The 21,508-nt window shown below is 63.0% G+C and carries 23 protein-coding genes and 1 tRNA gene; 11 read left to right on the top strand and 13 right to left on the bottom strand.

What is annotated here, in order from left to right; all coding sequences use genetic code 11:
* The first annotated feature begins 12 nt into the window (after window positions 1-12).
* The 4 genes from DWV00_RS20070 (at window position 13) to DWV00_RS20055 (ending at window position 2,447) form a co-directional block, all read left to right on the top strand.
* Window positions 13-87, top strand: a tRNA-Arg gene (locus DWV00_RS20070).
* A gap of 197 nt (window positions 88-284) precedes the next feature.
* Window positions 285-1,403 carry a tyrosine-type recombinase/integrase gene (locus DWV00_RS20065; protein WP_245964958.1) on the top strand — a complete coding sequence of 373 codons (1,119 nt, stop codon included), beginning with the start codon at window positions 285-287 and terminating at the stop codon, window positions 1,401-1,403.
* Between the two features lie 174 nt (window positions 1,404-1,577).
* A complete protein-coding gene (locus DWV00_RS20060) occupies window positions 1,578-2,105 on the top strand; it encodes a hypothetical protein (RefSeq protein WP_115535361.1) in 528 nt (175 codons plus the stop codon).
* 12 nt (window positions 2,106-2,117) lie between these two features.
* The gene (locus DWV00_RS20055) at window positions 2,118-2,447 is read left to right on the top strand and encodes a hypothetical protein (RefSeq protein WP_115535360.1); all 330 of its coding nucleotides are present in this window, start codon (window positions 2,118-2,120) and stop codon (window positions 2,445-2,447) included.
* Between the two features lie 45 nt (window positions 2,448-2,492).
* Here DWV00_RS20055 and DWV00_RS20050 read toward each other — a convergent pair whose 3' ends face one another.
* Window positions 2,493-3,011: a hypothetical protein gene (locus DWV00_RS20050; protein WP_147297947.1), complete on the bottom strand. Its 519-nt coding sequence runs from the start codon at window positions 3,009-3,011 to the stop codon at window positions 2,493-2,495.
* A 9-nt stretch (window positions 3,012-3,020) separates the two neighbouring features.
* Complete coding sequence (locus DWV00_RS20045; RefSeq protein ID WP_115535358.1) at window positions 3,021-3,314, bottom strand: hypothetical protein; 294 nt, start codon at window positions 3,312-3,314, stop codon at window positions 3,021-3,023.
* Between the two features lie 238 nt (window positions 3,315-3,552).
* Between DWV00_RS20045 and DWV00_RS20040 the strand changes: the two genes are divergently transcribed.
* The gene (locus DWV00_RS20040) at window positions 3,553-4,563 is read left to right on the top strand and encodes a P63C domain-containing protein (protein WP_245964957.1); all 1,011 of its coding nucleotides are present in this window, start codon (window positions 3,553-3,555) and stop codon (window positions 4,561-4,563) included.
* A 92-nt stretch (window positions 4,564-4,655) separates the two neighbouring features.
* Here DWV00_RS20040 and DWV00_RS20035 read toward each other — a convergent pair whose 3' ends face one another.
* Complete coding sequence (locus DWV00_RS20035; protein ID WP_115535356.1) at window positions 4,656-4,934, bottom strand: hypothetical protein; 279 nt, start codon at window positions 4,932-4,934, stop codon at window positions 4,656-4,658.
* 734 nt (window positions 4,935-5,668) lie between these two features.
* Here DWV00_RS20035 and DWV00_RS33740 point away from each other — a divergent pair.
* From DWV00_RS33740 to DWV00_RS20010, 6 genes are all read left to right on the top strand, one after another.
* Window positions 5,669-6,403, top strand: coding sequence for a hypothetical protein (locus tag DWV00_RS33740; RefSeq protein ID WP_147297946.1), 735 nt, complete (start codon window positions 5,669-5,671; stop codon window positions 6,401-6,403).
* Between the two features lie 418 nt (window positions 6,404-6,821).
* Window positions 6,822-7,001 carry a hypothetical protein gene (locus tag DWV00_RS20030; protein ID WP_115535355.1) on the top strand — a complete coding sequence of 60 codons (180 nt, stop codon included), beginning with the start codon at window positions 6,822-6,824 and terminating at the stop codon, window positions 6,999-7,001.
* 713 nt (window positions 7,002-7,714) lie between these two features.
* Entirely contained in the window at window positions 7,715-8,380 is a 666-nt protein-coding gene (locus tag DWV00_RS20025; protein ID WP_115535354.1) for a response regulator, read from the top strand.
* A 50-nt stretch (window positions 8,381-8,430) separates the two neighbouring features.
* A complete protein-coding gene (locus tag DWV00_RS20020; RefSeq protein ID WP_181885538.1) occupies window positions 8,431-10,308 on the top strand; it encodes an ATP-binding protein in 1,878 nt (625 codons plus the stop codon).
* The gene (locus DWV00_RS20015; RefSeq protein ID WP_115535352.1) at window positions 10,280-10,678 is read left to right on the top strand and encodes a hypothetical protein; all 399 of its coding nucleotides are present in this window, start codon (window positions 10,280-10,282) and stop codon (window positions 10,676-10,678) included. The genes DWV00_RS20020 and DWV00_RS20015 overlap by 29 nt, the downstream gene beginning before the upstream one ends.
* Window positions 10,679-10,957: 279 nt before the next feature.
* The gene (locus DWV00_RS20010; RefSeq protein ID WP_147297945.1) at window positions 10,958-13,072 is read left to right on the top strand and encodes a flagellar biosynthesis protein FlhA; all 2,115 of its coding nucleotides are present in this window, start codon (window positions 10,958-10,960) and stop codon (window positions 13,070-13,072) included.
* Window positions 13,073-13,107: 35 nt separating this feature from the next.
* Here the strand turns inward: DWV00_RS20010 and DWV00_RS20005 are convergent, their stop codons facing one another.
* The 10 genes from DWV00_RS20005 to DWV00_RS34125 all read right to left on the bottom strand — a co-directional run bounded on the left by DWV00_RS20005 (window position 13,108) and on the right by DWV00_RS34125 (window position 21,434).
* Window positions 13,108-14,208 carry an EscU/YscU/HrcU family type III secretion system export apparatus switch protein gene (locus DWV00_RS20005; protein ID WP_115535350.1) on the bottom strand — a complete coding sequence of 367 codons (1,101 nt, stop codon included), beginning with the start codon at window positions 14,206-14,208 and terminating at the stop codon, window positions 13,108-13,110.
* Complete coding sequence (locus DWV00_RS20000) at window positions 14,205-15,068, bottom strand: EscT/YscT/HrcT family type III secretion system export apparatus protein (RefSeq protein ID WP_147297944.1); 864 nt, start codon at window positions 15,066-15,068, stop codon at window positions 14,205-14,207. Before DWV00_RS20000 ends, DWV00_RS20005 begins: the two co-directional genes overlap by 4 nt.
* A gap of 28 nt (window positions 15,069-15,096) precedes the next feature.
* Window positions 15,097-15,360, bottom strand: coding sequence for a flagellar biosynthetic protein FliQ (locus DWV00_RS19995; RefSeq protein WP_181885537.1), 264 nt, complete (start codon window positions 15,358-15,360; stop codon window positions 15,097-15,099).
* Window positions 15,361-15,364: 4 nt separating this feature from the next.
* Window positions 15,365-16,054 carry a type III secretion system export apparatus subunit SctR gene (gene sctR / locus DWV00_RS19990; RefSeq protein WP_115535347.1) on the bottom strand — a complete coding sequence of 230 codons (690 nt, stop codon included), beginning with the start codon at window positions 16,052-16,054 and terminating at the stop codon, window positions 15,365-15,367.
* The gene (gene sctQ / locus DWV00_RS19985) at window positions 16,018-16,989 is read right to left on the bottom strand and encodes a type III secretion system cytoplasmic ring protein SctQ (protein ID WP_181885536.1); all 972 of its coding nucleotides are present in this window, start codon (window positions 16,987-16,989) and stop codon (window positions 16,018-16,020) included. The genes sctR and sctQ overlap by 37 nt, the downstream gene beginning before the upstream one ends.
* Before the next feature lie 106 nt (window positions 16,990-17,095).
* Window positions 17,096-17,605 (bottom strand): hypothetical protein, encoded by a 510-nt coding sequence (locus tag DWV00_RS34130; protein WP_181885535.1) that lies wholly within the window; start codon window positions 17,603-17,605, stop codon window positions 17,096-17,098.
* Window positions 17,571-18,956: a FliI/YscN family ATPase gene (locus tag DWV00_RS19980; protein WP_115535345.1), complete on the bottom strand. Its 1,386-nt coding sequence runs from the start codon at window positions 18,954-18,956 to the stop codon at window positions 17,571-17,573. Before DWV00_RS19980 ends, DWV00_RS34130 begins: the two co-directional genes overlap by 35 nt.
* Window positions 18,956-19,702 carry an FHA domain-containing protein gene (locus tag DWV00_RS19975; RefSeq protein ID WP_115535344.1) on the bottom strand — a complete coding sequence of 249 codons (747 nt, stop codon included), beginning with the start codon at window positions 19,700-19,702 and terminating at the stop codon, window positions 18,956-18,958. The genes DWV00_RS19980 and DWV00_RS19975 overlap by 1 nt, the downstream gene beginning before the upstream one ends.
* A 26-nt stretch (window positions 19,703-19,728) precedes the next feature.
* Window positions 19,729-21,231, bottom strand: a complete 1,503-nt coding sequence (locus tag DWV00_RS19970) for a secretin N-terminal domain-containing protein (RefSeq protein ID WP_181885534.1) — start codon at window positions 21,229-21,231, stop codon at window positions 19,729-19,731.
* A complete protein-coding gene (locus tag DWV00_RS34125) occupies window positions 21,228-21,434 on the bottom strand; it encodes a hypothetical protein (protein WP_181885533.1) in 207 nt (68 codons plus the stop codon). The genes DWV00_RS19970 and DWV00_RS34125 overlap by 4 nt, the downstream gene beginning before the upstream one ends.
* Window positions 21,435-21,508: the final 74 nt, after the last annotated feature.

Here is a 21,508-nt window from a genome sequence, read left to right as displayed (position 1 = left end):
TCACGCCTTCGCCTCCCCATAGTTCAACGGATAGAACACGGGTCTTCTAAACCTGAAATCGAGGTTCGATTCCTCGTGGGGGGGCCAACAATGTTGCCAACGCTTCCTGTCATCTACCAAAATCCCAAGCCAGTCAAGGGCTTGCGGCCAGTTAACTTCCCATCGTTGCCCAAGTTTTCCCATTGACACCCACTAACCGTGGAGGTACTTTTTTGACTGAATGGGGTACCGAAATACCCCCGCTTTTCAGATGCCCCTGACTGACGGCCAAGGCATGTATCTTCATGTCGCGGCCGAGCGGCGCCAAGTACTGGCGGCTGAAATACCGTGTAGACGGCACGGAGAGGGTGCATGCCATCGGCGTCTACCCGACTGTGTCGCTGCTGGCCGCCAGGAAGGCGCGAGACGCCATCAAAGCCCAAATCAGGGGTGGCCTAGACCCGTCCCATGAGAAGCGCCGCGTAAAGCTCGAGGCTGGGCTACGCCGGACAAACTCGTTTGAGACGATCGCGCGCGAATGGCATGAGGCGAAATGCCAAACGTGGAAATCGAGTTATGCCGATGGCGTAATTAGCCTGATCGAGAAGGAACTGTTCCCGGCACTCGGCGCGCGGCCGATCGCGGAGATTACGCCGCCCGAACTGCTCGCCGTGCTGAGGAAGATCGAGTCCCGCGGCGCATTCGAAATGTCGAAGAAATCGATGCAGCTCGCCGGGCAGGTGTTCCGCTTTGGCGTAGATACGGGCCGCTGTGAGCGCGACCCGACGCCCGATCTGAAGGGCGCGCGCAAGACGCGCAAGGTCAAGCACATGGCGCGCGTTACCGAGGCCGAGTTGCCCGAACTGATGCGCAAGATCGCGGCGTACGACGGTGATCTGCCGACGCGTCTCGCGCTGCAGTTCATGGCGCTGACGTTCGTGCGCACCGGCGAGATGCGGTTTGCCGAATGGCCCGAGTTCGACGAGGCGAAGGCCGCGTGGCGTATCCCGGCGGAGCGGATGAAAATGCCGAGCCCACATATCGTGCCGCTGTCGACGCAGGCGCGCGAGGTAATTCGTCAGATCAGGGAACTCATCGGCCGGTGGAAGTGGGTCTTCCCGAGCCGTTCCAATACGCAGAAGCCGATCAGCGAGAACACGGTGCTGTTTGCCCTATACCGCATCGGCTACCACTCCCAGATGACCTGGCACGGCTTCCGCGGACTGGCCTCGACGATCCTGAACGAGAACGGCTTCGAGCCCGACTGGATTGAACGTCAGTTGGCGCACAGTGAGCGCAACGACGTGCGCGCTGCGTACAGCCACGCACAGTACTTGCCGGAGCGCCGGCGGATGATGCAGTGGTGGGGCGATTTTTTGGGGAAGATGCGACTGTCAGGCTCCCCAATTATTGGGGTCGGCTAGCGCCGAGGCGAAGCTTTGAAAGGGGTAAACTCTTGACAGATCTGCATGATTGTAGTTACGGTTGTTTCCGAAAGACCCACATTTTTTCGCGGCTTTCGGCTGTGGGCTAAAGGTTCTTGGGTACAATGCCGACACCCAACTAGGGTGGCTTTGTCAAGTTCCTCGGAGAAATTTATGTACGCAGTGACGATAGAAACGACCGCACGAGGTGTCGAAGCGTCCCTGTCGGACCTGATCCGAGAGTCAGGCGGCGTCTTTTGGTCCAACAAGTTCGCGGTTCCTTGGATGGCTCGAAGAGTTATCGCCCGCGCTCGTCGGCTCAACGAGCAATTGGCAAACAGCAACGTTAGGCTGATGGAAGTTTGTCGTGCAATTCCGTTTGCTACGGAGCGTGTCATCGATCCGGATTTCGAATTGCGGGACAGTCTCGAGGCGATTAAAGCCGACGCATTGGCGCTTCGCGATCGGCTGCTGCAGAGCAAAGCCCACATGCAGCCGGAACATAAGGGGCTGCGTGGCCGCTTCGACAAGGCATTGCTTAGCGAAGTTGAGCGGTCCGTGGCATTGTGCTGCGAGGGGTTCGAGCTCGCAAACAAAATTCAGTGGGAAATAGCGGAGCACGACGCCGATCACACTGTTCGTCATGAAGGCTTCGTTGCGTCGACTGCCGATGAAGTAATGAAGATGCTCAGCCAGTTCTGACGGAGACGTTCATTGGCGGGTTTCATAATAGAAAAAATCGACTTTGGCTCTGAGACCTTCCGAAAGACGTTTGCTAAGCTAGACGAGCGGGTCAAAAAAGAGGCGCGCAAAACGCTCTCCGAATTGATTTTGCTGGATATCAGCAAGGCACCGAGCAAGCTTCATCTGCATACGCTAAAGGACAAAGAGGTAAAATGCGCCGTGGATCCGAAGAAGAAATGCGCCGTGTACACGGTACACCTAACTTCTGACGACAAGGTCAAGGCAAGCTTTACCTTCGAGGACGGCACTGCATTTATGCGAGTCTGTGGAGAGCACGACTGGGTAGATAAAAATCCGTAGCCCACTCCCCACCTCTCGCAGTTGAGCCCGCCCGGCGCGGGCTTTTCACATCTGCGCGGAGGTGCCCCCGTCGGCACCATCAATCGCTCCACTACCTTTCTGCTTCGCGTCGGTAGGGCTCGGCTCCTTCTCCTCCTTGTTGCCGTGGAAATGGCGATAAGTCCATATCGCGGCACCCACGGTCAGCGCCGTTAGTGCGCAGAACGCGATGAAGTGCCCGTTTAAGGCGAGTTTGATAGCGCACCAGCCGAAAATCGAAACGGAAAGAAGGCCGAAAATTGGCGGGTGCGTGTCATCCGATAAACACGACTTCGCGACATCGTAGAAAAGCCCAGTGGCCATGACGAGCGCCGCGTAAAACGCCGTTGATGCTAGTGCGCTATACGGGTGCGCATGCAATGAATCATCGGCTTTTCCGAGTATCCAACTCGAGAGCAGCACAAATATGACAAGTGCAATCACCTTCAGCCACTTCGGTTCGAGATTCTTGTCTTGCATTCCTTTTAGATTAATCGCCATTTTTTTCGCTCGATTGGTCGGAACGCGCAATTGTCGGGCAATCATCTGATGGAATCAAGCCGAGAGGCATGCCGCCTGTCCGCTAGCCACGCCTGACTGTCGCGTCGGCGCGATCGGCACCGCGATCTCCCCGCCAATCCAAAGCACCGGCCAGTTCGACGCGCCGTCGAAGCCCATGAAATTCCACAGCATCTCTCCCGCGGCGTTCCAGCCGTTGAAGCGGGCCGACTGCATCTCGTCTTGCCATTCCTGGCCTGGTTGCCACTGGTCCCGATCGTCGGCGTCGGGATCGATCTCGGGGATGACCCAGTAGAAGGTGCCGGGGATCAGGCGCTTGTCGTTGGCCATGCTCTCTCCACTGACGGCTCATCGGTAGTCAGGGTACTCGCCGTAGTGGCGTTGCGGGAGAGGGCTGGCGCATGCTCAGTGCTGCTTCTCACGCGAAGCTCACTATGTGGCGCAGGCGATCTCATCGCGCCAAACGCAAAGCGATCTAGCATCTTGCATTTCTTATTTTTGTTAGATATATCTTGCAAGTAATTCGTTTGTTAGATACAGTGAAATCTCTGACCAATTGGAGGTTGGCGTGGCTGAGACGAATCGAAAAGCTAAAGGTGGCAAAGCGGCGGCGGCGAAGCTAACGCCGGAGCAACGCACGCAAAGGGCAAAGAAGGCAGTAGCGGCGCGAGAGGCAAAGAAAGCGCTACCGGTGGCGACGCATGGATCGGTGGACCACCCGATTCGAATCGGTGACATTGAAATTCCCTGTTATGTACTTGCAGACGGCACGCGCGTGCTGGCGCAGCGCGGTGTGCAAGAAAGCTTGGGCATGTCTTCGACGGGCGGCTCCGGATTGGCTCGGTTTACCAGTTCAAAAGCACTTTCCCCTTTTATAAACAAAGAGTTAAGCGCGGCTCTGGAATCGCCGATTCAGTTCACGACGCCACGCGGTGGATCGCCAACCTATGGCTACCCTGCGACGGTGCTTCCGGATCTCGTTGATGCAGTGCTTGACGCATGGAACGAGGGCGCACTCGGCAGGCAACAGGAGCACATTGTCGTTCAGTGCCAAGTGCTCGCGCGTGGCCTAATGCGCGTTGGCATCATTGCGTTGGTCGACGAGGCTACTGGCTATCAAAAGGATCGCGCACGAGATGCGCTTGCCAAGATACTCGAAGCATTCGTCGCGAAGGAATTGCAGCCGTATGTGAAGAAGTTTCCGGCTGAGTTTTACGAGGAAATGTTTCGGCTGCGTGGCCTTCCGTTCGATCCTGATTCAGTAAAACGGCCGCCGTACTTCGGACATTTGACGAACGACATCATCTATCGGCGGCTCGCGCCCGGAGTGTGGAAAGAACTCAAGGCAAAGGTTCGTAAAAATTCTGATGGGCGCGCGACGCACCAACTCCATCGTCTTTTGACAGTTGACGTCGGCGACCCTCGCTTGAAGGAACTTATTACGCGGGTCGTGACTGTAATGCAGCTTAGCGATCGTTGGGCCGACTTCAAAATCAAACTCGATAGAGTTGTGCCGGCATACGACGAAACTCTTTCGCTCCCCATCGAGCTCGAAGAGGACAGTGGGGAAGGCTTGTAGGGAAGTTGACGGCAGTACTAATGGATTCCCGGCGCGCGAGCGCCGGCTTCGCATCCCCCCAATTATCGCGGGCAACTTCGCCGCGGCTTCCGTCATCCCGCCACGCATGAGAACGTCCGATCGGCTTCCTGCGGCGTCCATCCACGCACACCGTGCGTCTGCATATCGACCGGGTGCATCTGCTTGCCCTGTTGTCGGCAGTATTCGTCGGCGCGCTTCAGGCTCGAGGCTTTGACCTCGCCCCACGGCGTCATGCCGCCTCTCACTTGTGTCGTCACCGTATAGTTTCCGTCCCCGGCCGACGTGACGTCCGAGATCGTCGTGCATCCCGCGACGACGATGACGGCCCCAGCTACGTATAGCGCTCGCATATGGTTCCCCGTTGTTGTTTGCGTTTATGGTATATGCCGGCGCACGCGACACCGGCCCAATGTCAGGCCATCGCCGCGAAAAACTTCGCCGCGGCCAGCTTCATCAAGCAAGCCTGCACTTTCATCGTATCGAGTTCGGACAATGATGTCTCGATCGCGCCTTCTCGCATCAACACAAGGCCTCCGTCGCCCGTGATGGTGCAGGCAAAGTTCGTCGGCGTCCGCGACATCGCTTCGATAGCAGATGCTGGGGGTACATGGATCTACATAGCCGAGCGGTTAGGAGGTGAAATTCGGCTTCTCGTGGGGGCAACAAGGCTGCCAACGCTTCCTGTCGTCTACCAGACTCCAAGCCCAAGTCTTCTCGTCGCTTGAAAAGCCAATAGAGCCTCGGAGGGCAAGTCTCCAGCAGCGCAGTAAGTTCAAAGCAACGCTGAACGCATCAAACCTCGTCCGCCCCGCGCGGGCTTTTTCACATCTGCACGGCCGCTGGCCGTGCCGCCACAATCGGCACTTCGATTTCCTCCCCGATCCGCAGCACTAGCTGGTTCGACGAGCAGTCGAAGCGCATGAAGTGTCGCAGCACCTCATCAGCGAATCAGGTATAACGGATCGCGCCGACGCCCCGGTGTCGGCTCAAAAGGTCACTTTGCGTGCCGCCCTTAAAGGTTGTCTGAATTTTGCCGATATGGTGGGTGCGTCAATTGCATTCTCTCTGTCATAAAAGGATAAAAATGAAACAGATTAATCACAGATTGTGCAAGTCGTTCGTTGCGGCGTTATCGGCTATTGCATGCTCGGCTGCTTACAGCCAGGTTTCGATCGTCCAGCAGCCTGCAACCGGCGAATCCCTCGGCATATCGACGTCGAATGCAAGCCAATGGGTCGCGGATCTCACCGGCGGATGCGGAGCCGGAAACGTCTGTATCGGTCCCGTAGCCGCTACCTCCCAGATTGGCCCCGCAGTACAATTCGCCTTCTATCCGTCTCCGTCGATCGCTCAGGTAGATGCGTCGGTGGGAATCTACAATCCGAACCCGTCGTCCCCCGTTCCTAATGACTGGGATCTGACTTCCTATAATAAAATAACTTTCTATTATCGCGACCAAAACACGTCTTCGGTCGTGAATGGAAATAGCTCTCTATCGCATTATTTCCTGATTTATGATAATAATAAATGTTATCGTGAATGGGTGATAAATTTGGCGAACACCGATGGTACGCCGGCTCCGAACTCTCCGACCATTCAAGCGGGTGTGTGGTATCAGATCACCGGTTCGTTTACCGATCCGCAGGGGGCGTTCATCATTCAGGGGGGGAATGCCGTGAACGGTGTAAGCTGCGCCAGCCAGCCGCTGAACTACCAACACATCGTTTACTTTGAAACGGGTATTTTCTCGGGGACGATGCGTCCCCAAGACGGCCGTTTGTACAATTGGGAGGTTGGCCCGGTAACGCCCACTCCTTGACGAGTCGCTTCGCGTGATTTTGCCTGGGACGAGTCTCCGCGCTCCCAGGCAGAATGTCTGCAGGTGGTCGAGCATTGTGGATTGCACCCGCCGCCGAAGCACACAACGCCCGGCCGCCGGCCTAGCCATTCGGTCGACTTTCGCGTTCATTCCCGATCTCCGATGATGCTTGCATGGGCGCCGCCGTTGTGACGTCCGTAGCACGCGGCCTGCGAGCGTGCCGCCCGTCGGCGGCGCTCGGGCGACGTTTGCCGCCGCGCCACCCACCTTACGTCGAGCGAGCCGCCTTATGTCGTCGAGTGCGCGAGATCAGCATCATCCTTGGAAAACAGTCCGATTTCCCGGTCCCTTCGTCCCCTCCGATGCTTGCGACGGCGATCATTCGTTATTTCATGCACGCCTAACCGAGCTTGAACAAATGACGACTGATATCCGAGACCGCGTGGTCCACGTCGAGGCTGGCTTTCCCCACCTTGCAACCAAAAACGACATCACGACTGTCGAGGCAACACTCCTGAAGTGGTTCATCGGAACCTCGATCACCCTTACGGGCGTCGTAACGGGTATCGTTTTCTCTGCGGCCAAGCTGTACCACTGAGCCGCCGTTACCGGCATCGAGCGCACCCCCGCAACGGGGTGCGGTCACGCCGATTTGTGGCAACTTACGCGCCATCGGTTCGTCGGGTGCGGGGCCTGCCGTTTTGCTAGCGCGAGGATCTGCGGCTCCCGGCCCTGTATTCGGGATCCACATCGCTCATGCCGCGAGCATCGCCCGCGTCGGGCGGTTCTTAGCTCGCCACTACATTCCTTCCTTTGGTTAGCGAATCCGGCTTTCATCTCACCGGTTGTCCCCGGTCACCCGTCCTCAGTGAGAAAGCCGATTCGCATACGCTCAATTTTGAATTTTCGCGATATCACAAATAAGATTTATCCTTCTTATCTCAATTTAATTTTAGGACCAAGAGAAGTCATATCGGTCGGTTCCGTTTGTTTCAGACAAAATACGTCTAATCGAGCGTTGTTGGCCCCACGCGCTTGGGCTAGAATCGAGCGCGCCGTCCGGTCAATGTTGCCCCGATTCTGCGGCTAAGCGGCCAAACAGCGTGTGCTGGTGGGATGGGGAGTCAATCGAAATTGATTGAGAATTTTCTTAAAGACGGAAATCGATACATGTGGTAAGTGCCGGTTATCGAAAGATGACTTTATTGTCATATAAAATTCTTGAATTACTTCGTCGCCGCCCAATGACGGTTATTACATTACAACGGCGGTCCTTTCATGTCGCAATGGCAATAGCGAGGATGAAAACACATGATTCCCCGGCAAATCCTATTGTTGTCCCGCCCCAGGCATCGGATTCGCATCGCGGTGCTCGACGACCATCCGATCGTTGCGCTCGGTGTCGCGACGTATCTGCGCGATCACGCCGATTTCGATCTCGTGGCGAACGTCTCGACGATCGACGATCTGTTCATCGTGCTCGAGCGTGGGGGTTGCGACGTCGCACTCGTCGATTTCTACCTTCCGGGAGATCGCCTCGACGGCGCCACGTTCATCAGGCGCCTGCGTGTCGAAGCGCCGCCGCTCGCCATCGTCGTTTTGTCCGCGGCGCGCGCCAGCGATACGGAGTGCGTCTGCCATCGCGCGGGCGCGAATGCCTTTCTCGAAAAGTCGACGCCATTGCCGCTCATCGCCGATGCGATCCGCAACGCCGTCGCATCGCCGCGCAAGTTCTTCGTCATGCGCGAGGCCAGACTTCAGGCGCTCGTTCCACATGCGCGCGAGGACACGTTGTCCGCCGCCGAGATCGAGATACTTCGGCACATCGCCGAGGGCTTGTCGGTCACGCAGACAGCCGCAAGGCTCCGGCGCAGCAAGAAAACGGTCAGCACGCACAAACGCAGTGCGATGCGCAAATTGCGCGTATCCGACGATCTCGGCTTGGCGCTGTTTCTCAAAGAGAAGTTTCGGTGTTGAAAGCGGGAGGGGCGGCAATGTGCGTGAGTCTGCGTGGCGGGCGATCTTTTGTGCGATACGGCTTGCACTCGCACGGCTTCGCTCCGCTGCTCGCTTGCACGATCGCAATCGCGGCCGCCTGCCTAGCGAGCGCCCCTAGGGCGCAGCAAGGCGGGCAGGCTGCGCCGCGAGCCGCGGCCGATGGCGGCGGCTCGAGCACGCTCGCCCGTGTCGGCGATGCAGGCGCGCCCCAAGCGCTCATGGCGGATGGCATCGATGCCGTGCCGGCCGCGCGCGACGGCGGGATGCCCGGCGGCCATGTGCCGCTGACGATCGTGCTCGGCTATGAGAAGCGCGCCGTGATCGGCGTTGCATCGGCCGCGGCCGCCATCGCGTTCGCCGTCATCGCAGCGCTTGCCTGGGCGTATCGGCGGACTCGAGCGGCACGCGCAGTGGCCGTGGCCGCCCGCACGGAAGCGATCGCCGCACGCGAGCAAGCCCTGGCGGCCGATCGCGCGAAGTCGGCGTTCGTGGCCATGATGAGCCATGAAATCCGCACGCCGATGAACGGCGTCGTCGGGGTGCTCGACCTGCTCGACACCATGCCGCTGGCGGGCGAGCCGCGCCGCTATCTCGGCATTGCCCAGCATTCGGCGAGGCTGATGCTGCGCGTCGTCGACGATACGCTCGACTACTTGAAGATCGAGCAAAACGCATTGACGCTCGACGCCGCGCCGTTCGATATCTGCGCCCTCGCGGCCGCGGCAGCGGAATTGCACGCGCCGCTCGCAGCCCGCAAAGGGGTGGCGCTGTATTTAGCGACGATGCCGCACTTCGATCGGCAACTCGTAGGCGATGAAGTACGCGTCAATCAAATCGTGACGAACCTGCTCAGCAATGCGATTCGGTTTACCGAGCGCGGCCACGTACTGCTCGAAGTGCGGCGCAAGACGGTGCGTTCGCGCCCGTGGCTCATCCTATCCGTCTCCGATACCGGTACCGGCATCTCGGAAGCGTATCGTGGCCGCCTGTTCTCGCCGTTCACCCAGCAAGACAGCACGACGACGCGCCGTTACGGCGGCACGGGCCTCGGCCTGTCGATCGTCAAGCGCCTCGTCGATATGATGGACGGCACGATCGACATCGAAAGCCGAGTTGGCGAAGGCACGCACGTCAGGGTTCGGCTGCCGATTCGATGGGGTGGGGAGCGGCGCGCATTGCCCCATGCCGGCCCCGCGCGCGCCGCCGTTCGGATGCCAATATCGGCCATGCATGTCGCGACGCGTGCCGCGCTCGGGAAGATGGGCGTTCGATGCGTCGCGCACGGTCGCAGCGCCGACCTCGATGTCTCGGCCGACCCGACGGGGGCCGTCGTCGTGACTGCCCCCAACATGCCGCCGTGTATCGTGCGCGCGTTCGACGATCTAGCCGACGCCGTCGCAGCGAGCCTTCGCCGCTCGAACGCGCCGAGCGGCGAGTGCCTGGGCGGCGCCGGTGCGCGAGGCCCCTCGTCCTCGGTTGGAGCGAGCCGCGCCGCGCCGCGCGTGCGCGGGAGCGTGCTCGTCATCGAAGACAACGACGTCAATCGAGACATCATGTTGAGGCAGCTTCAGGCGCTCGGCGTGCAGGCCGAAGAGGCGGCGGACGGCATCGAGGGCTACGCATGCTGGCAACGGACTCGGCCGGCGCTCGTTTTGCTCGACTGCCACATGCCCGGCATGGACGGCTACACGCTCGCGCGCACTATCCGCCGGGCCCAAGCTGAAGGACTGCCGCGCACGACGATCGTCGCAATCAGTGCGAACGCAACGCAAGACGATGTGCGTGCATGTCGTCTCGCGGGCATGGACGACTATCTGGCCAAGCCGATCACGCGGCTCAAGCTTGTCGCATTACTCGAAAAATGGGCGGAGCCGGACGATGCCGATGGTGAACCGGCGCGCCCGTGAGATGCGCGGCGCGCAGGACGCGTGTTCGTTCGACCTATCGGAACTGGCCACGCTGTACGGCGAGGCCGGTTTGCAAACGCTGCTGGCCGTGGCGCTCGACGAGTTCGATTGCCAGCATTTTGCATTCGATGACGCCTTTCATGAGGCTCAATGGGCACGGGCGGCTCATGCACTGCATCGGCTGGCGGGAACGGCGGCATTTTTCGTAGGGGACGAGCGAATGCTCGAGCCGCTCAATCGCGCCGAGCGTGCTTTGCGCCTAGCCGATGCGTCGCTGATCGGATTGGCTGTCCCCGGCGCGCGATCGACACTCGCCGCGCTCAGAGTGGCGTTCGTCGACGAGCGCGTCAAAGCGGGACGGGCGCGCTAACACGCGAGATGTGCCCGTCGAATCGCCACGCACTCTTAGAATTTTCGGGAGGAGCGCGGGCGCAAAAGAGCAAAGAATCGAGTCGTTGTTCGAAGCAGGGCGCATTCGGCGTCTCACGCTGCCGCCTCGGCGCAAGGCCCGCTTCGCTGCCCGTCGGGTTTTTAGCGGGCGCAGTCGTTGGCCGAAGGGCAACGCGCCGCTGCTTTCGCTCGCCCGCAGGCGGGAACCTTCGTCGTGTGGTTCGTTACTCAAACGATTCTTCCGGTCCCGGCCGCATCTATGAAGGGTATTTCGCCGACGGCGGCCTCGAAGCACGCCGAGTGGCTGCACCGCGCCTCGATCGGCCGCGCCGCGCGCTGGCTGGCAGTGCTCGGCGCGCGCGGCGATGCGGTCGCGGCCGTGCTGATCGCGCTCGTCATGGCGATGATGATCTTGCCGTTGCCGGCGTTCGTCATCGATGCGCTGATCGCCGTCAACATAGGCGCGGCCGTGCTCCTGATCGCGCTGGCGCTGTACCTGCCGAGCGCGGTGTCGTTTTCGAGCTTTCCCGTCGTGCTGTTGCTGACGACCTTGTTTCGGCTCGGCATCGAGGTCAGCACGAGCCGGTCGATTCTGCTGCACGCGGATGCGGGCGACATTGTCGACACCTTTGGCCGCTTCGTCGCGGGCGACGATCTCGCGGTCGGCATGATCGTGTTCTCGATCATCGCGATCGTTCAATTTCTGGTCGTCACGAAAGGCGCGGAACGCGTGGCGGAGGTGGCCGCACGCTTTACGCTCGATGCCGTTCCCGGACGGCAGATGGCGATCGATGCCGATTTGCGCGCCGGCTTCACTCGGCCGGAGACGGCGCAGCATCTGCGCGAGGAATTGGCGAGAGAGAGCCGGATGCATGGCGCGATGGACGGTGCCATGCGATTCGTCAAAGGCGATGCGATCGCGGGGCTGGCGATCGTGATCGTGAACTTGACGGCCGGCATCGCCATCGGCGTGGTTCGCCACGGGCTGTCGTTCGGCGAAGCGCTCGAGCGCTATTCGATACTGACGATCGGCAATGCGCTGATTGCGCAGATCCCAGCCCTGCTGATCGCCATCGCGGCGGCCATTCTCATTACGCGGGGCGGGGACGAGGCTGGCTCGCCGGCCTCGACGGTAGGCGGCCAGATCGCGCGGCAACTGATCGCGGCGCCGGCGGCTTGGCTGCTGGCCGCGTTCGTCATGACAGTCTTTGCCGCGGTGCCCGGCATGCCTTGGCCCGTGTTCATGCTGCTGTCCGGTGCGATGCTCGCGATCGGCGTGACACGGCGGCGTCGCGATCTGCATGCTCGGGCGCGCTCGGCGGTACCGGCGAAGTCTCCTGATCTCGGTGCGGTGCCCGACGACGTCGATGTACGCCAGATCGTCCCGGTTCGTGCGATCGTCGTGTCACTGTCGTCACTGTCGTCACTGTCGTCGCAGGCGAACGAAGCGAAAGGAACGAAAGGAGCGACAGCAGCTGAAGCGGTCGAAGCACTCGATCCCGCTGCGGAGCGTGTCGAACGGCTGACGCGCGCGATTCGGCGCGTGCGCAACGAACTCGTCTTGCGTTACGGCATGACGGTGCCGGTCATCGAAGTCGATCGCGTCGATCAGCTCGACGCCGATTCATACCGAATCGCGATCCATGAAGTCGTGGTGGCGTCCGGACGATTCGATCGGGCGCGAGAGGGCGCCGAGATCGTCGCCGATTTTTCCTCGCTTCTGCGACAGCTGTTGCACCGGCATGCGGGGCGGTTCGTCGGCATTCCCGAAGCGCAGCTCGTGTTCAATTGGCTGCAGCGGGAAATGCCGGCGATGGCGAAGGAGCTCGCACAGGCGATGACCCTGCCGCATTTCGCCGAAGTCATGAAGCTGCTCGTGCTGGAGCGTGTGTCGCTGCGCAACGTGCGGGAAATCGCCGAGGCGTTAGTCGCATGGGCTCCGCGTGTGAAGGAAACGGCGGTACTGGCCGAGCAGGTGCGCATGGCGCTCGGTGCGCAAATTTGCGAGGAATTTGCCCATGATGGCGTGTTATACGCATGTCTGCTCGAGCACGCGCTCGAGACGCGACTGACTGAAGCGCTGCAGCAGACGGCGTTCGGCGTCGCACTGACGATCGAGCCGGACCTCGCGCAAGACTTGGTTCGGCAGATTCGCGCGCTGGGCGCGACGCTGTCGGAGCAACCGGCGATTCCGGTTTTGCTGACGACGCAGGCATTGCGGCGTCCGCTGCGTCAATGGCTTGCCGATGAACTCACCGATACGTATGTGCTCTCGTATGCGGAGTTGGTATCGACGCAGCGAGTGAAGGTGCTCGGCAGCCTTACGCTCGAATCGGCTTCGGCTTCGGCTTCGGCAGCGGCAGCGGCTCAATAGATCGGCAGCGGCGCGGCCCGGCGCGATAGGGGCCGTTACGATTCGAATGCGTCGTCGTCGATTTCGATCGGCGTGTTCGGCCGCTCGCTGAGCGGCTCGATTTCCTCGACGATTCGATAGACGATCGCAACCGCCCGATAGCAGCTGGGCGGAATGGCGGCCTGCAGTTCGCCATGATGGTGGAGGTGGCGTGCGAGGCGGCGAAAGCGAAACACGGGGACACGTTCGAGCAGCGCATCGTTCGCCATCCGCATCGCACCGTCGTCCACCGCTTTGTCGACGACGATCGGCGGCTCGGACTCGTTGCCCTCGTAGTGCAAGAGGACCGCGAAATGCTCCGGATTCATGAGGAGGGCGCGATGGCCTCGTTCCCGGCGTGCAGACGGTGTCGCGAAAGCGGCTTCGGCGAACGACGCGCGCTGCCGGGCACGCGTGTTCGGATCGCCCATCGTTTGCTTCAGTTCGTCCGTCAATTCGCGGTGCGTCATGCGCAGCCCTCGAAGATGCTGACGCTTCGCGACGATCACCGATAACGCGGCGGGGACCAGCAGCGCCGCGAACAGGACTCGAACGAGGGCACGCAAGGTGGAGATGCCGGCGCTCAGGTCGAACGCGAGCGACTGCGATTCGATCATCGCGCCGACGAGCGCGAGCCGTTGCCGCAAGAGCCCATAGGCACCCGCGCCGACAACGCCTGCCGTCATCAGCGCGAGTCCGATGGCCGTAAGGTTCTTCGTGCCGAAAAGGGTTTTGACGTGCTTGGCGGCATCCAGACGCTTGAACGACGGCTTGATCGCCTTCGGTGCAAGGGACAGGCCGCCGCATACCCACGCGGATAGCACGGCGGCGATGAATGCGATCAGGGTGAACATGCCGACGAACAGAGCGATCAATCCCACGCAGTATGGAATCAGCCGTAAGCAGGCGTCGATGCGATCGGGGCCGGCGATGCCCGCGAATGCGGCCCGCTGGAGAGCGAGCCAGAGGTCGATGCCGATGTCGACCGAAGCGAAGCCGGCTTCCGTCGCGAATACGATGGCGATGAAGCCGGTGAGGATGTCGCTTCGCGCGACGTTACCCTCGGCGCGCGCGTCTCGCAGGCGCTTGTCGGTCGGCGGCAGCGGCTTATCGCTCAACGCGTGTTCCGGATCATGGGCCGTCCGTTTTCTTCGCCGGAACCATCACGGCTGACCGACCTTGCCGATGCGCTTCCCGCTGCTTCCCTCAACGTCTGCCGTACTTCCACGGCATGCCGGTCGACGACGTCGCCCGCCGCCGTCAGCAAGCGGGGCAGCGTCAGCGCGAGCAAGCACATCAGGACGACGCTCTTGAACGGCAATGCCGCGACGTAGGCGGGGAATTTCGCATTGACGCGGGAGAGCACGGCGAAGCAGGCCTCGATCGCGGCGAGGGCGAGCAGGTAAGGCGCGGCGAGGATGAGCGCGAAGCGCATCGTCGCGGCGAGCAGCGCCCCGAACGGCTCCCAGACGCTAGGCCCGATCGGCGGCGGATCGGCAAGCGCGGGCCACACGGCGTAGCTCGCGGCGACGATATCGAAGACCGCATGCAGGCCGCCGCTGTGAATGACGAAGACGATGAGCGCTTGCCGCAGCATGATGCCGAGCACCGACGTTTCGACGGCCATCGCGGGATCGAGCGCTTGCGGATTGCCGCCGCGTTGGTAGTCGAGATAGGTGCCGGCGGCCTCGATGGCCCAAAACGGAACGGCGATGAGCGCGGCGAGCACGCTGCCGAGAGCGGCCTCCTTGGCCGCCAGCGCGAGCCATTGGACGAGAGGGAGCGGCGCGCGCGCGAGTTCGGCCGCGATCCCGTGAGCCGCGGGCAGCGCGAGCGCGAGCATGACGACGGCGCGGGCCGTCCCGCCTAGCGCGTGACCGGCGAAGAGGGGCACGAGGAGGATCGTCGGAAGCCATCGAACGGCGCTGAGCCCCAGCGCCGAAACGAACGGCAGCGCGAATTCGACCGGACCGGTCATCGACGAGAGAGGCAAGCCGGGACGACGGTCATGCGCGCGGCACGCTCGCAAGTTCGAACGCTTGATCGATCAGACGAACGAGTTCGGTGCCGACGCCGTGCCCCGCGATCGCCACCGCGGCGCCGACGACGACTAGCTTGACCGCGAACGGCAGCGTTTGGTCCTGAATTTGAAACACCGACAAGACGAGCGAAATCGCGATACCCGCGCAGGCCGCGGTGAGACAGAGCGCGACGGAAACCTTGAAGGCGAAGACGAGGGCGTGCTGGAGCAACATCAGCGATTCGTGCATGGCTTCATCCGTGATAGGACAGCACGAGTGCATGGAGCAGCTTGCCCCAGCCGTCGGCAAGCACGAACAGAAGCAGCTTGATCGGCAACGCGACGATCGAGGGGGGGACCATTTGCATCCCCATGGCGAGCAATACGTTCGACACGAGGAGGTCGACCGCGACGAACGGCACGAACAGCAGCAGGCCGATTTCGAATGCCGATTGAAGTTCCGATACGACGAAGGCGGGTACGGCAATGCTCCAGTCGTCGGGGCTTGCCGCGTTGTGCGTGGTCTCCGGCCAGGTTTTTCGCGCCATCTCCAAGAAGCGTTCGCGTTCGTCGGCGCGCCCGTTGCGCAGTACGAACTGCCGCAACGGTTCCACGACTTTGAGCGCGGCATCGATCTGCGACGTTCCCGACGATGCTTGCGGGAGCGTTGCTTCTCGTGCCTGAGCCATGCAGGCCGAGAGGGTGGGCGCCATGACGAATAACGTACCGACGAGCGCGATCGCGTTTAGCGCGAGCGTCGTTGGCGCCTGCTGAACCCCGAGCGCGTTGCGGACGAGAACGAGGACGACCGACAACTTCAGGTAAGAGGTGGTGGCGATCGCGATGAGCGGCAACAGCGAGAGCAAGGCGAGCAGCGCGAGCAGGGCCAGCGGGTTTTGATCGAGGATCATGACGTCGAGGACGGCACGTGCGCTTGCGGCCATTGCGTGATCTCGACGGCGAGCCGGCCGTCGAAGTCGACGAGTTCGCCCGCGCCGATCGGCAGCCCGTTGGCTTCGATGCTGACCTTCGGCGGCAGGCCGTCCTTCAATTCGACCAGGGAGCCCGAGCGCAGTGCGGCGACATCGCCGACGGTCAAGCGCAATGTGCCGAGCGAAAAAGACAGGCGCACGGGGATGGCGGCCGTATCGATCGGCGCGATGCCGTCGGCTGGACCTATGGCGCCGCGCGCCGGTGCGGCGTCCATGTCGTTGGGAGAAAGGCTGGGATCGTGGGTCATGTGTTCGACTTCGAAACAACGGTGGGAATCGCCCCAGCGAAGCAGCAGGCGATGCGAGCCGGTGCGCACCGAGCCGCGGCCCGCGACATCGAACGCGCCAACCGCCAAGCGGACGATATCGCCGCACGCCAGAGCGTTGCATTGGGCGAGGGGTAAAGTAGATTCGCCGACAACGAGCCGGATGCCGGCGTCGAGACCCGTCAGCCATGCGGGCGGCGGCAGGGAAGCGCAGTCGGGCTGCCACGGCTCGCCGTCGAGCAGCGCTTGCACGCCGGTAGCCGTCATGACCAGGCGCATCGCGAGCCGGATCGACGGCAAGCGGATTTGCACATTGAGAGCGAATGGCGACTCGCGCCGAAGCGACGTGGCCTCGCTGTCGCTATCGCTCACGGTTGGATCGCCGAGCGCCGTTTGCAGCGCCGGGTCGAGCGCCGCGATGGCGTATCGCGCAAGCGCGGTCTGCGCGGACGGCCCCGCGCCTTGCATCACGTCGACGCCGGTACAGGCAAGCAGCAGCGGAGCGTAGTGATAGGCGATCGCCGGGCCGAAACGGGTCGATAGCGGCAAGCCTTCGTCGTGGTCGCCCGCCGGGCCTAGGTCCTCGCGGATGAGCAAGTCCGCTTGGACGCCGTCCGCCAAGTGGCATCGCGCGCGGTAGGGATGCGTCAGACGGTGTCGCGCGACCGCAGTGGCACCGACGCTCCGCAATCGAATCGGACTAGGCGGCGAGCGCATCGCACGCGGCTCATCGCGATTCGTGATGACCGCCAACGTCGAGGCGCGCTCGCAAGACGCGGCGTTTCTCGTCTTTTCGGGCGCTCGCCCTGTAGTCCTGCTGCGTTTGATAGAGGATTTGGCGCGCCTCATCGGCGCCGCGTGCGACGCTGCGGACATCTTCGGCGTGCTTTGCGAGCAAAACTTCGCGTTGCGCTTGTGCGGCACGCGCGCGCTGAAGATCGCGGCCTTGCGCTTCGCGGTATCGGTGGGCGCGATGCCATTCGCGTTCGAGTTCGTCCGCGTGGTTTCTCAGCCGTGCGAGGTCGGCTTCGGCGCGCCGCGCCTCGTCGCATGCGCGGTGGACCTCGCGCTCGGCTCGTGCGAGCTTTTGCGCGGCGCGTTTGCGGCGGGCATCCGACACCGCCGCGAGCGCTCGCCAGGCACCCGGCGAACTCGGGGCGAACGTCTCTTCAGCCAGGAACGGGCGACGACCGCCGGCGGGTTCATTGCCCGCGAACCGCGGCATGCAGTTGTTCAAGTGTTTTCTCCCAAGGAACGGGTATGCGCAGGTCCTGCCGTAAAAGTTCGGCGAGCCGCGGGTAGCGCGCGACGGCGTCGTCGGCGGCCGGGTCATGGCCTGGCTCGTATTCACCGAGCGAGATGAGCCATTCGAGATCGCCGTAGCGCGAGAGCAGCATGCGTGCGTGCTCCGCGTCGTGTCGATGGGAAAGATCCGCAACGACGGGCATGAGACGACTGAGACTTGCGATGACATCGACGGCGGGGAAATGACCGCGCTCGGCGAGCTTGCGAGAAAGGACGATGTGCGCGTCGAGCAGCGATCGTGCTTCGTCGGCGATCGGATCCGCGTGCTCGGTCTCGGTCAAGACCGTGTAGATGCCGGTGATGGCCCCATGCTCTCGATTGCCCGCGCGTTCGATCAAGCGCGGCAACGCCGCATAGACCGAAGGCGGGTATCCCAATCGGCCGGGCGGTTCGTTCGACGCGAGTCCGATTTCCCGTTGCGCGCGGGCGAAGCGCGTCAGGGAATCGATGAGCAGGAGAACATGCCTGCCGCTATGACAGAAGCCTTCCGCGATCGCGGTCGCCGTGAACGCGGCCCGAGCGCGTTCCATCGGCGGCGCGTCGGACGTGGCGCACACCACCACCGTGCGGCGTGTCAGCGGTGGGTCGAGTTCGCGCTCGAGAAATTCGTTCAATTCGCGGCCGCGTTCACCGACGAGCCCTACGACGATCGCATCGGCGTCGATGCCGCGCGCCAGCGCACCGAGCAGTGTGCTTTTGCCGCAGCCCGGGCCGGCGAACAACCCGGCTCGCTGGCCGCGCGCGAGCGTCAGCAAGGCATCGATCGCACGGACGCCCGTCACCACGCGCCGATCGATCAGCGGACGGGCGGCGGCGCACGGCGCTGCCGCCAGCACGCGTACCGTCGTCGAATCGTTCGAGGCGCTGGCCGCTGCCGCGGCATCCGGCCGCATCGACCGGCCGAAGCCGTCGAGCACTTTGCCGAACAGGTGCGGGCCGACGCGCACGCTGTGCGGTACGCCGAGCGTACGGATCGGCGAGTTCGATCCAATACCGTCGAGCGGGCCGAGCGGGGCGAGCAAAGCGTGCTTCGCGTCGAAGCCGATCACCTCGGCCAGCACGGGTGCGCCGGCGGAATCGAGCTTGCTCAGCTCGCACAGATCGCCGATCGCGCACCGCGGCAGCGACGCGACGACAAGCGTCGCACTGATTTGTTCGACACGCCCGTAGCAAAACACCGCCCGCGCGGGATCGAGCCGATCGTGGGCGCGCCGCGTCCACGCCGCGAGGCGTGCCTTCACGTCGGTGCCTACGGAGAGGTTCGCCGTCCCGGCTTCATTCATCACCACGTCAGCTCCGCGGCGTGGGGCCCGGTGAACACGGCGCGCCGTGGCTCGATTCGCACGAGTGTGAAGGCGTGCCAGCGGCTGCCGGGAATGAGCACGTGCTCGTCATCGGTCACGACGAAGCCGTAAGGCCCCGTACTGGCGCTGCGTATTCCGAACGGCGGCCGGCGGACTGCTTGCTCGGGATAGACGATTGCGCTGACGACCCGTATGGGCGGGCCGTCGGCGTCAAGCGCGGATACCGCCGACGCCGACGCCGACGCCGCGGCCGAACGCGCGGGGTTGGAAGGCCGGCCCGGCAGTGCGAGTACGGCGACTAGCACCGTCAAAGCGATGGCGATGACGAGTGCCGCGCTCATCTTCATTGCGAACGAAGTGGGCCGTTTCCTTGCCTGAGCACGCCGTGAGGTATCGCACGGTACGGGCTCGGCCGGCCAAGGGGCGCCTTCTTCCTCGCATCCGATCAAGACCGGGCCGGCGAACCACCGCGCGCCGGCAACGAGCGCCGTGCCGTTCGGCGCTCCGGTCGCGTCGAGCGTGTCGCCGCTTTGCTGAATCGACCGGTACGAACGATATTGCCAAGCGCCCTCTTGCGACCGGTAGATCACACTCGCGGCAGGCGGCATGCCGGGATCGAGCAGAACGATATCGTTCTCGGATCCGCCTCCGATACGGATCGTGTCCTCTTCGAGCGGGAGTGCGGCTCCTCGGTGCAGGCCAGTCAGGATGCGAAGTTCGAGCATGGCGGTGTGATCGGTCCGGTCTGGTCCTACAACGTTTTGGCGCTGATGAAGATGGCGCGTTGTTCCGCGCGTGCCGCGGCAACGGGGTAGCTCGCGATCAAATGTGGGGGCGCGCCGCTTTCGAGCGTGATCGCGGTGTCGAGCTTGACGCTGGTCGTGTTCGACCAGGCTTGCCCCGGAAGGCCGGTCGGCTGTGCCATCAGCAACGCGACCTCGACGGCGATGGAGGGTGCGGCGCCGCTGTCCGACGGCACGATTCGGGCGGACAAATCGAGGCGGTCGCCGCGATTGCCGCTCCTGCCATTGGCTTGCTCGCCGGCTGTCGGTTCAGGCGCGTTGCCATCGTGTGCGGCTTCGCCGCCGATCGCCAGCGTGGTGCGGGCATTCATGCGGCCGATCAGCGTTTGGCGACTGAGGAGGCGAACGCGGTGCGCGGCGATCGCCGCGGCGATTCGGTCGTCGACGACAGCCGAATGCCGTGCGAATCCGGCGTATGCGCTTTCGCTCGCGATGTTCAACTCGCCGACGGCGGCGACGTCGCCCTCGACGACGAGCACGTCGAAGGAAACGAGCGACGTCGGCCGATCGAGGGCATCGACGAGTTGTTGCAGGCGGCTTCGCCAGCGGCGATCCGCCCAGACGACAACCGAATTCGTTCTGTCGTCCGCGACGATGCTGGCCTCGCTCGCTTCCGATGCGGCGCCTTTCGCGGCGCGAGGGCGAGGCACCGCGGGCGCGGGCGAGGCGCCGGGAACTCCGATCCACGGAGCAAGGGGCGGCGCCGCGGCGGGCAGCGGCGGAAAATCGGCTTGCGCGGGCAGGGTGAACGCCGGTTGCGCGGCCGGCGCTTCACGCACGAGCAACTGCCGCAGCAAGGCCGCGACCCCGGGGCGAGCCGGGGCTCCCGCTTCGGTGGGCGGCATGTCCGCGGCTTGTGCGAACCGCAGCGGAAAGATCATCGGCTCGAGTTCGGCTTGCCCGTCGCTCGAGGCGCCATGGCCGGCGAGGAAACGGCTCACCAGCGCCCGATACGCACGCGGGCCGCCCACCAGCACCGCATCTTGGCCCGAAAGTTCGCCCCAGCCGAAGCGGGCGTCGTAGAGGCCCACGGCTTCGAGCGCTGCCTGGGCGCTGTCGGCGCGCATGCCGCCGAGTGCGATGCGCTCGACAGCGGAATCGCGTGCCGCTCCGACGTACAGCGTTTGCTCGGCGACGAACCACGTAAAGTGGTGCGCGTGAGCGAGCTGCTCGAGAAATGCCCTGCCCGTTGGCGCTCGTACCCATCCGTCGAGTTTGGCCGTTTGCCAACCGCGCGCCGCATCGTTGGCGACGCGCAGCGTCAAGCCGTGATCGGCTGCGAATCGATCGAGCACCTCGACGACCGTTTGCTTGGATGCCTCGGCCGCATAGGGTGCCGCGAGGCCGGCATTCACGTCCTTGGCGGCGTGTGCATTGCCCGGCGGCATGAGGAAGGAAAGCGCTGCCAGTAGGGACAAGCGCACGCAAGCACGCTCGAACATGCCTTTCATCGGATTTCGTTGATGACCGTGCGCAGCAGCGCGAATTTCATCTGGAGATCCGTGGTGGCGCTCCAGTTGGCCAGCGATACGCCGCGTAGCGATTCGACGTAGCGCCGCCAATCGTCCGGCTGATCGGGCGACATCGTCCGGCGCAGCCGTTCGGCGTGGTGCAGCGCGTTGCGCAGTTGGGTTTCGGCGATGGGGAGCGTCATGGGAGAGTTCCGCGAATCGATGAACGAAAGAGAAAGGCGGTATACGTGGACGGGCACCGGCGCGCGCGGAGGGC

Source organism: Trinickia dinghuensis, from assembly GCF_003367175.1.
GTDB lineage: Bacteria > Pseudomonadota > Gammaproteobacteria > Burkholderiales > Burkholderiaceae > Trinickia > Trinickia dinghuensis.
Note: the sequence above shows the minus strand (reverse complement) of the source record. Positions and strands in the feature narration are given on the sequence as shown.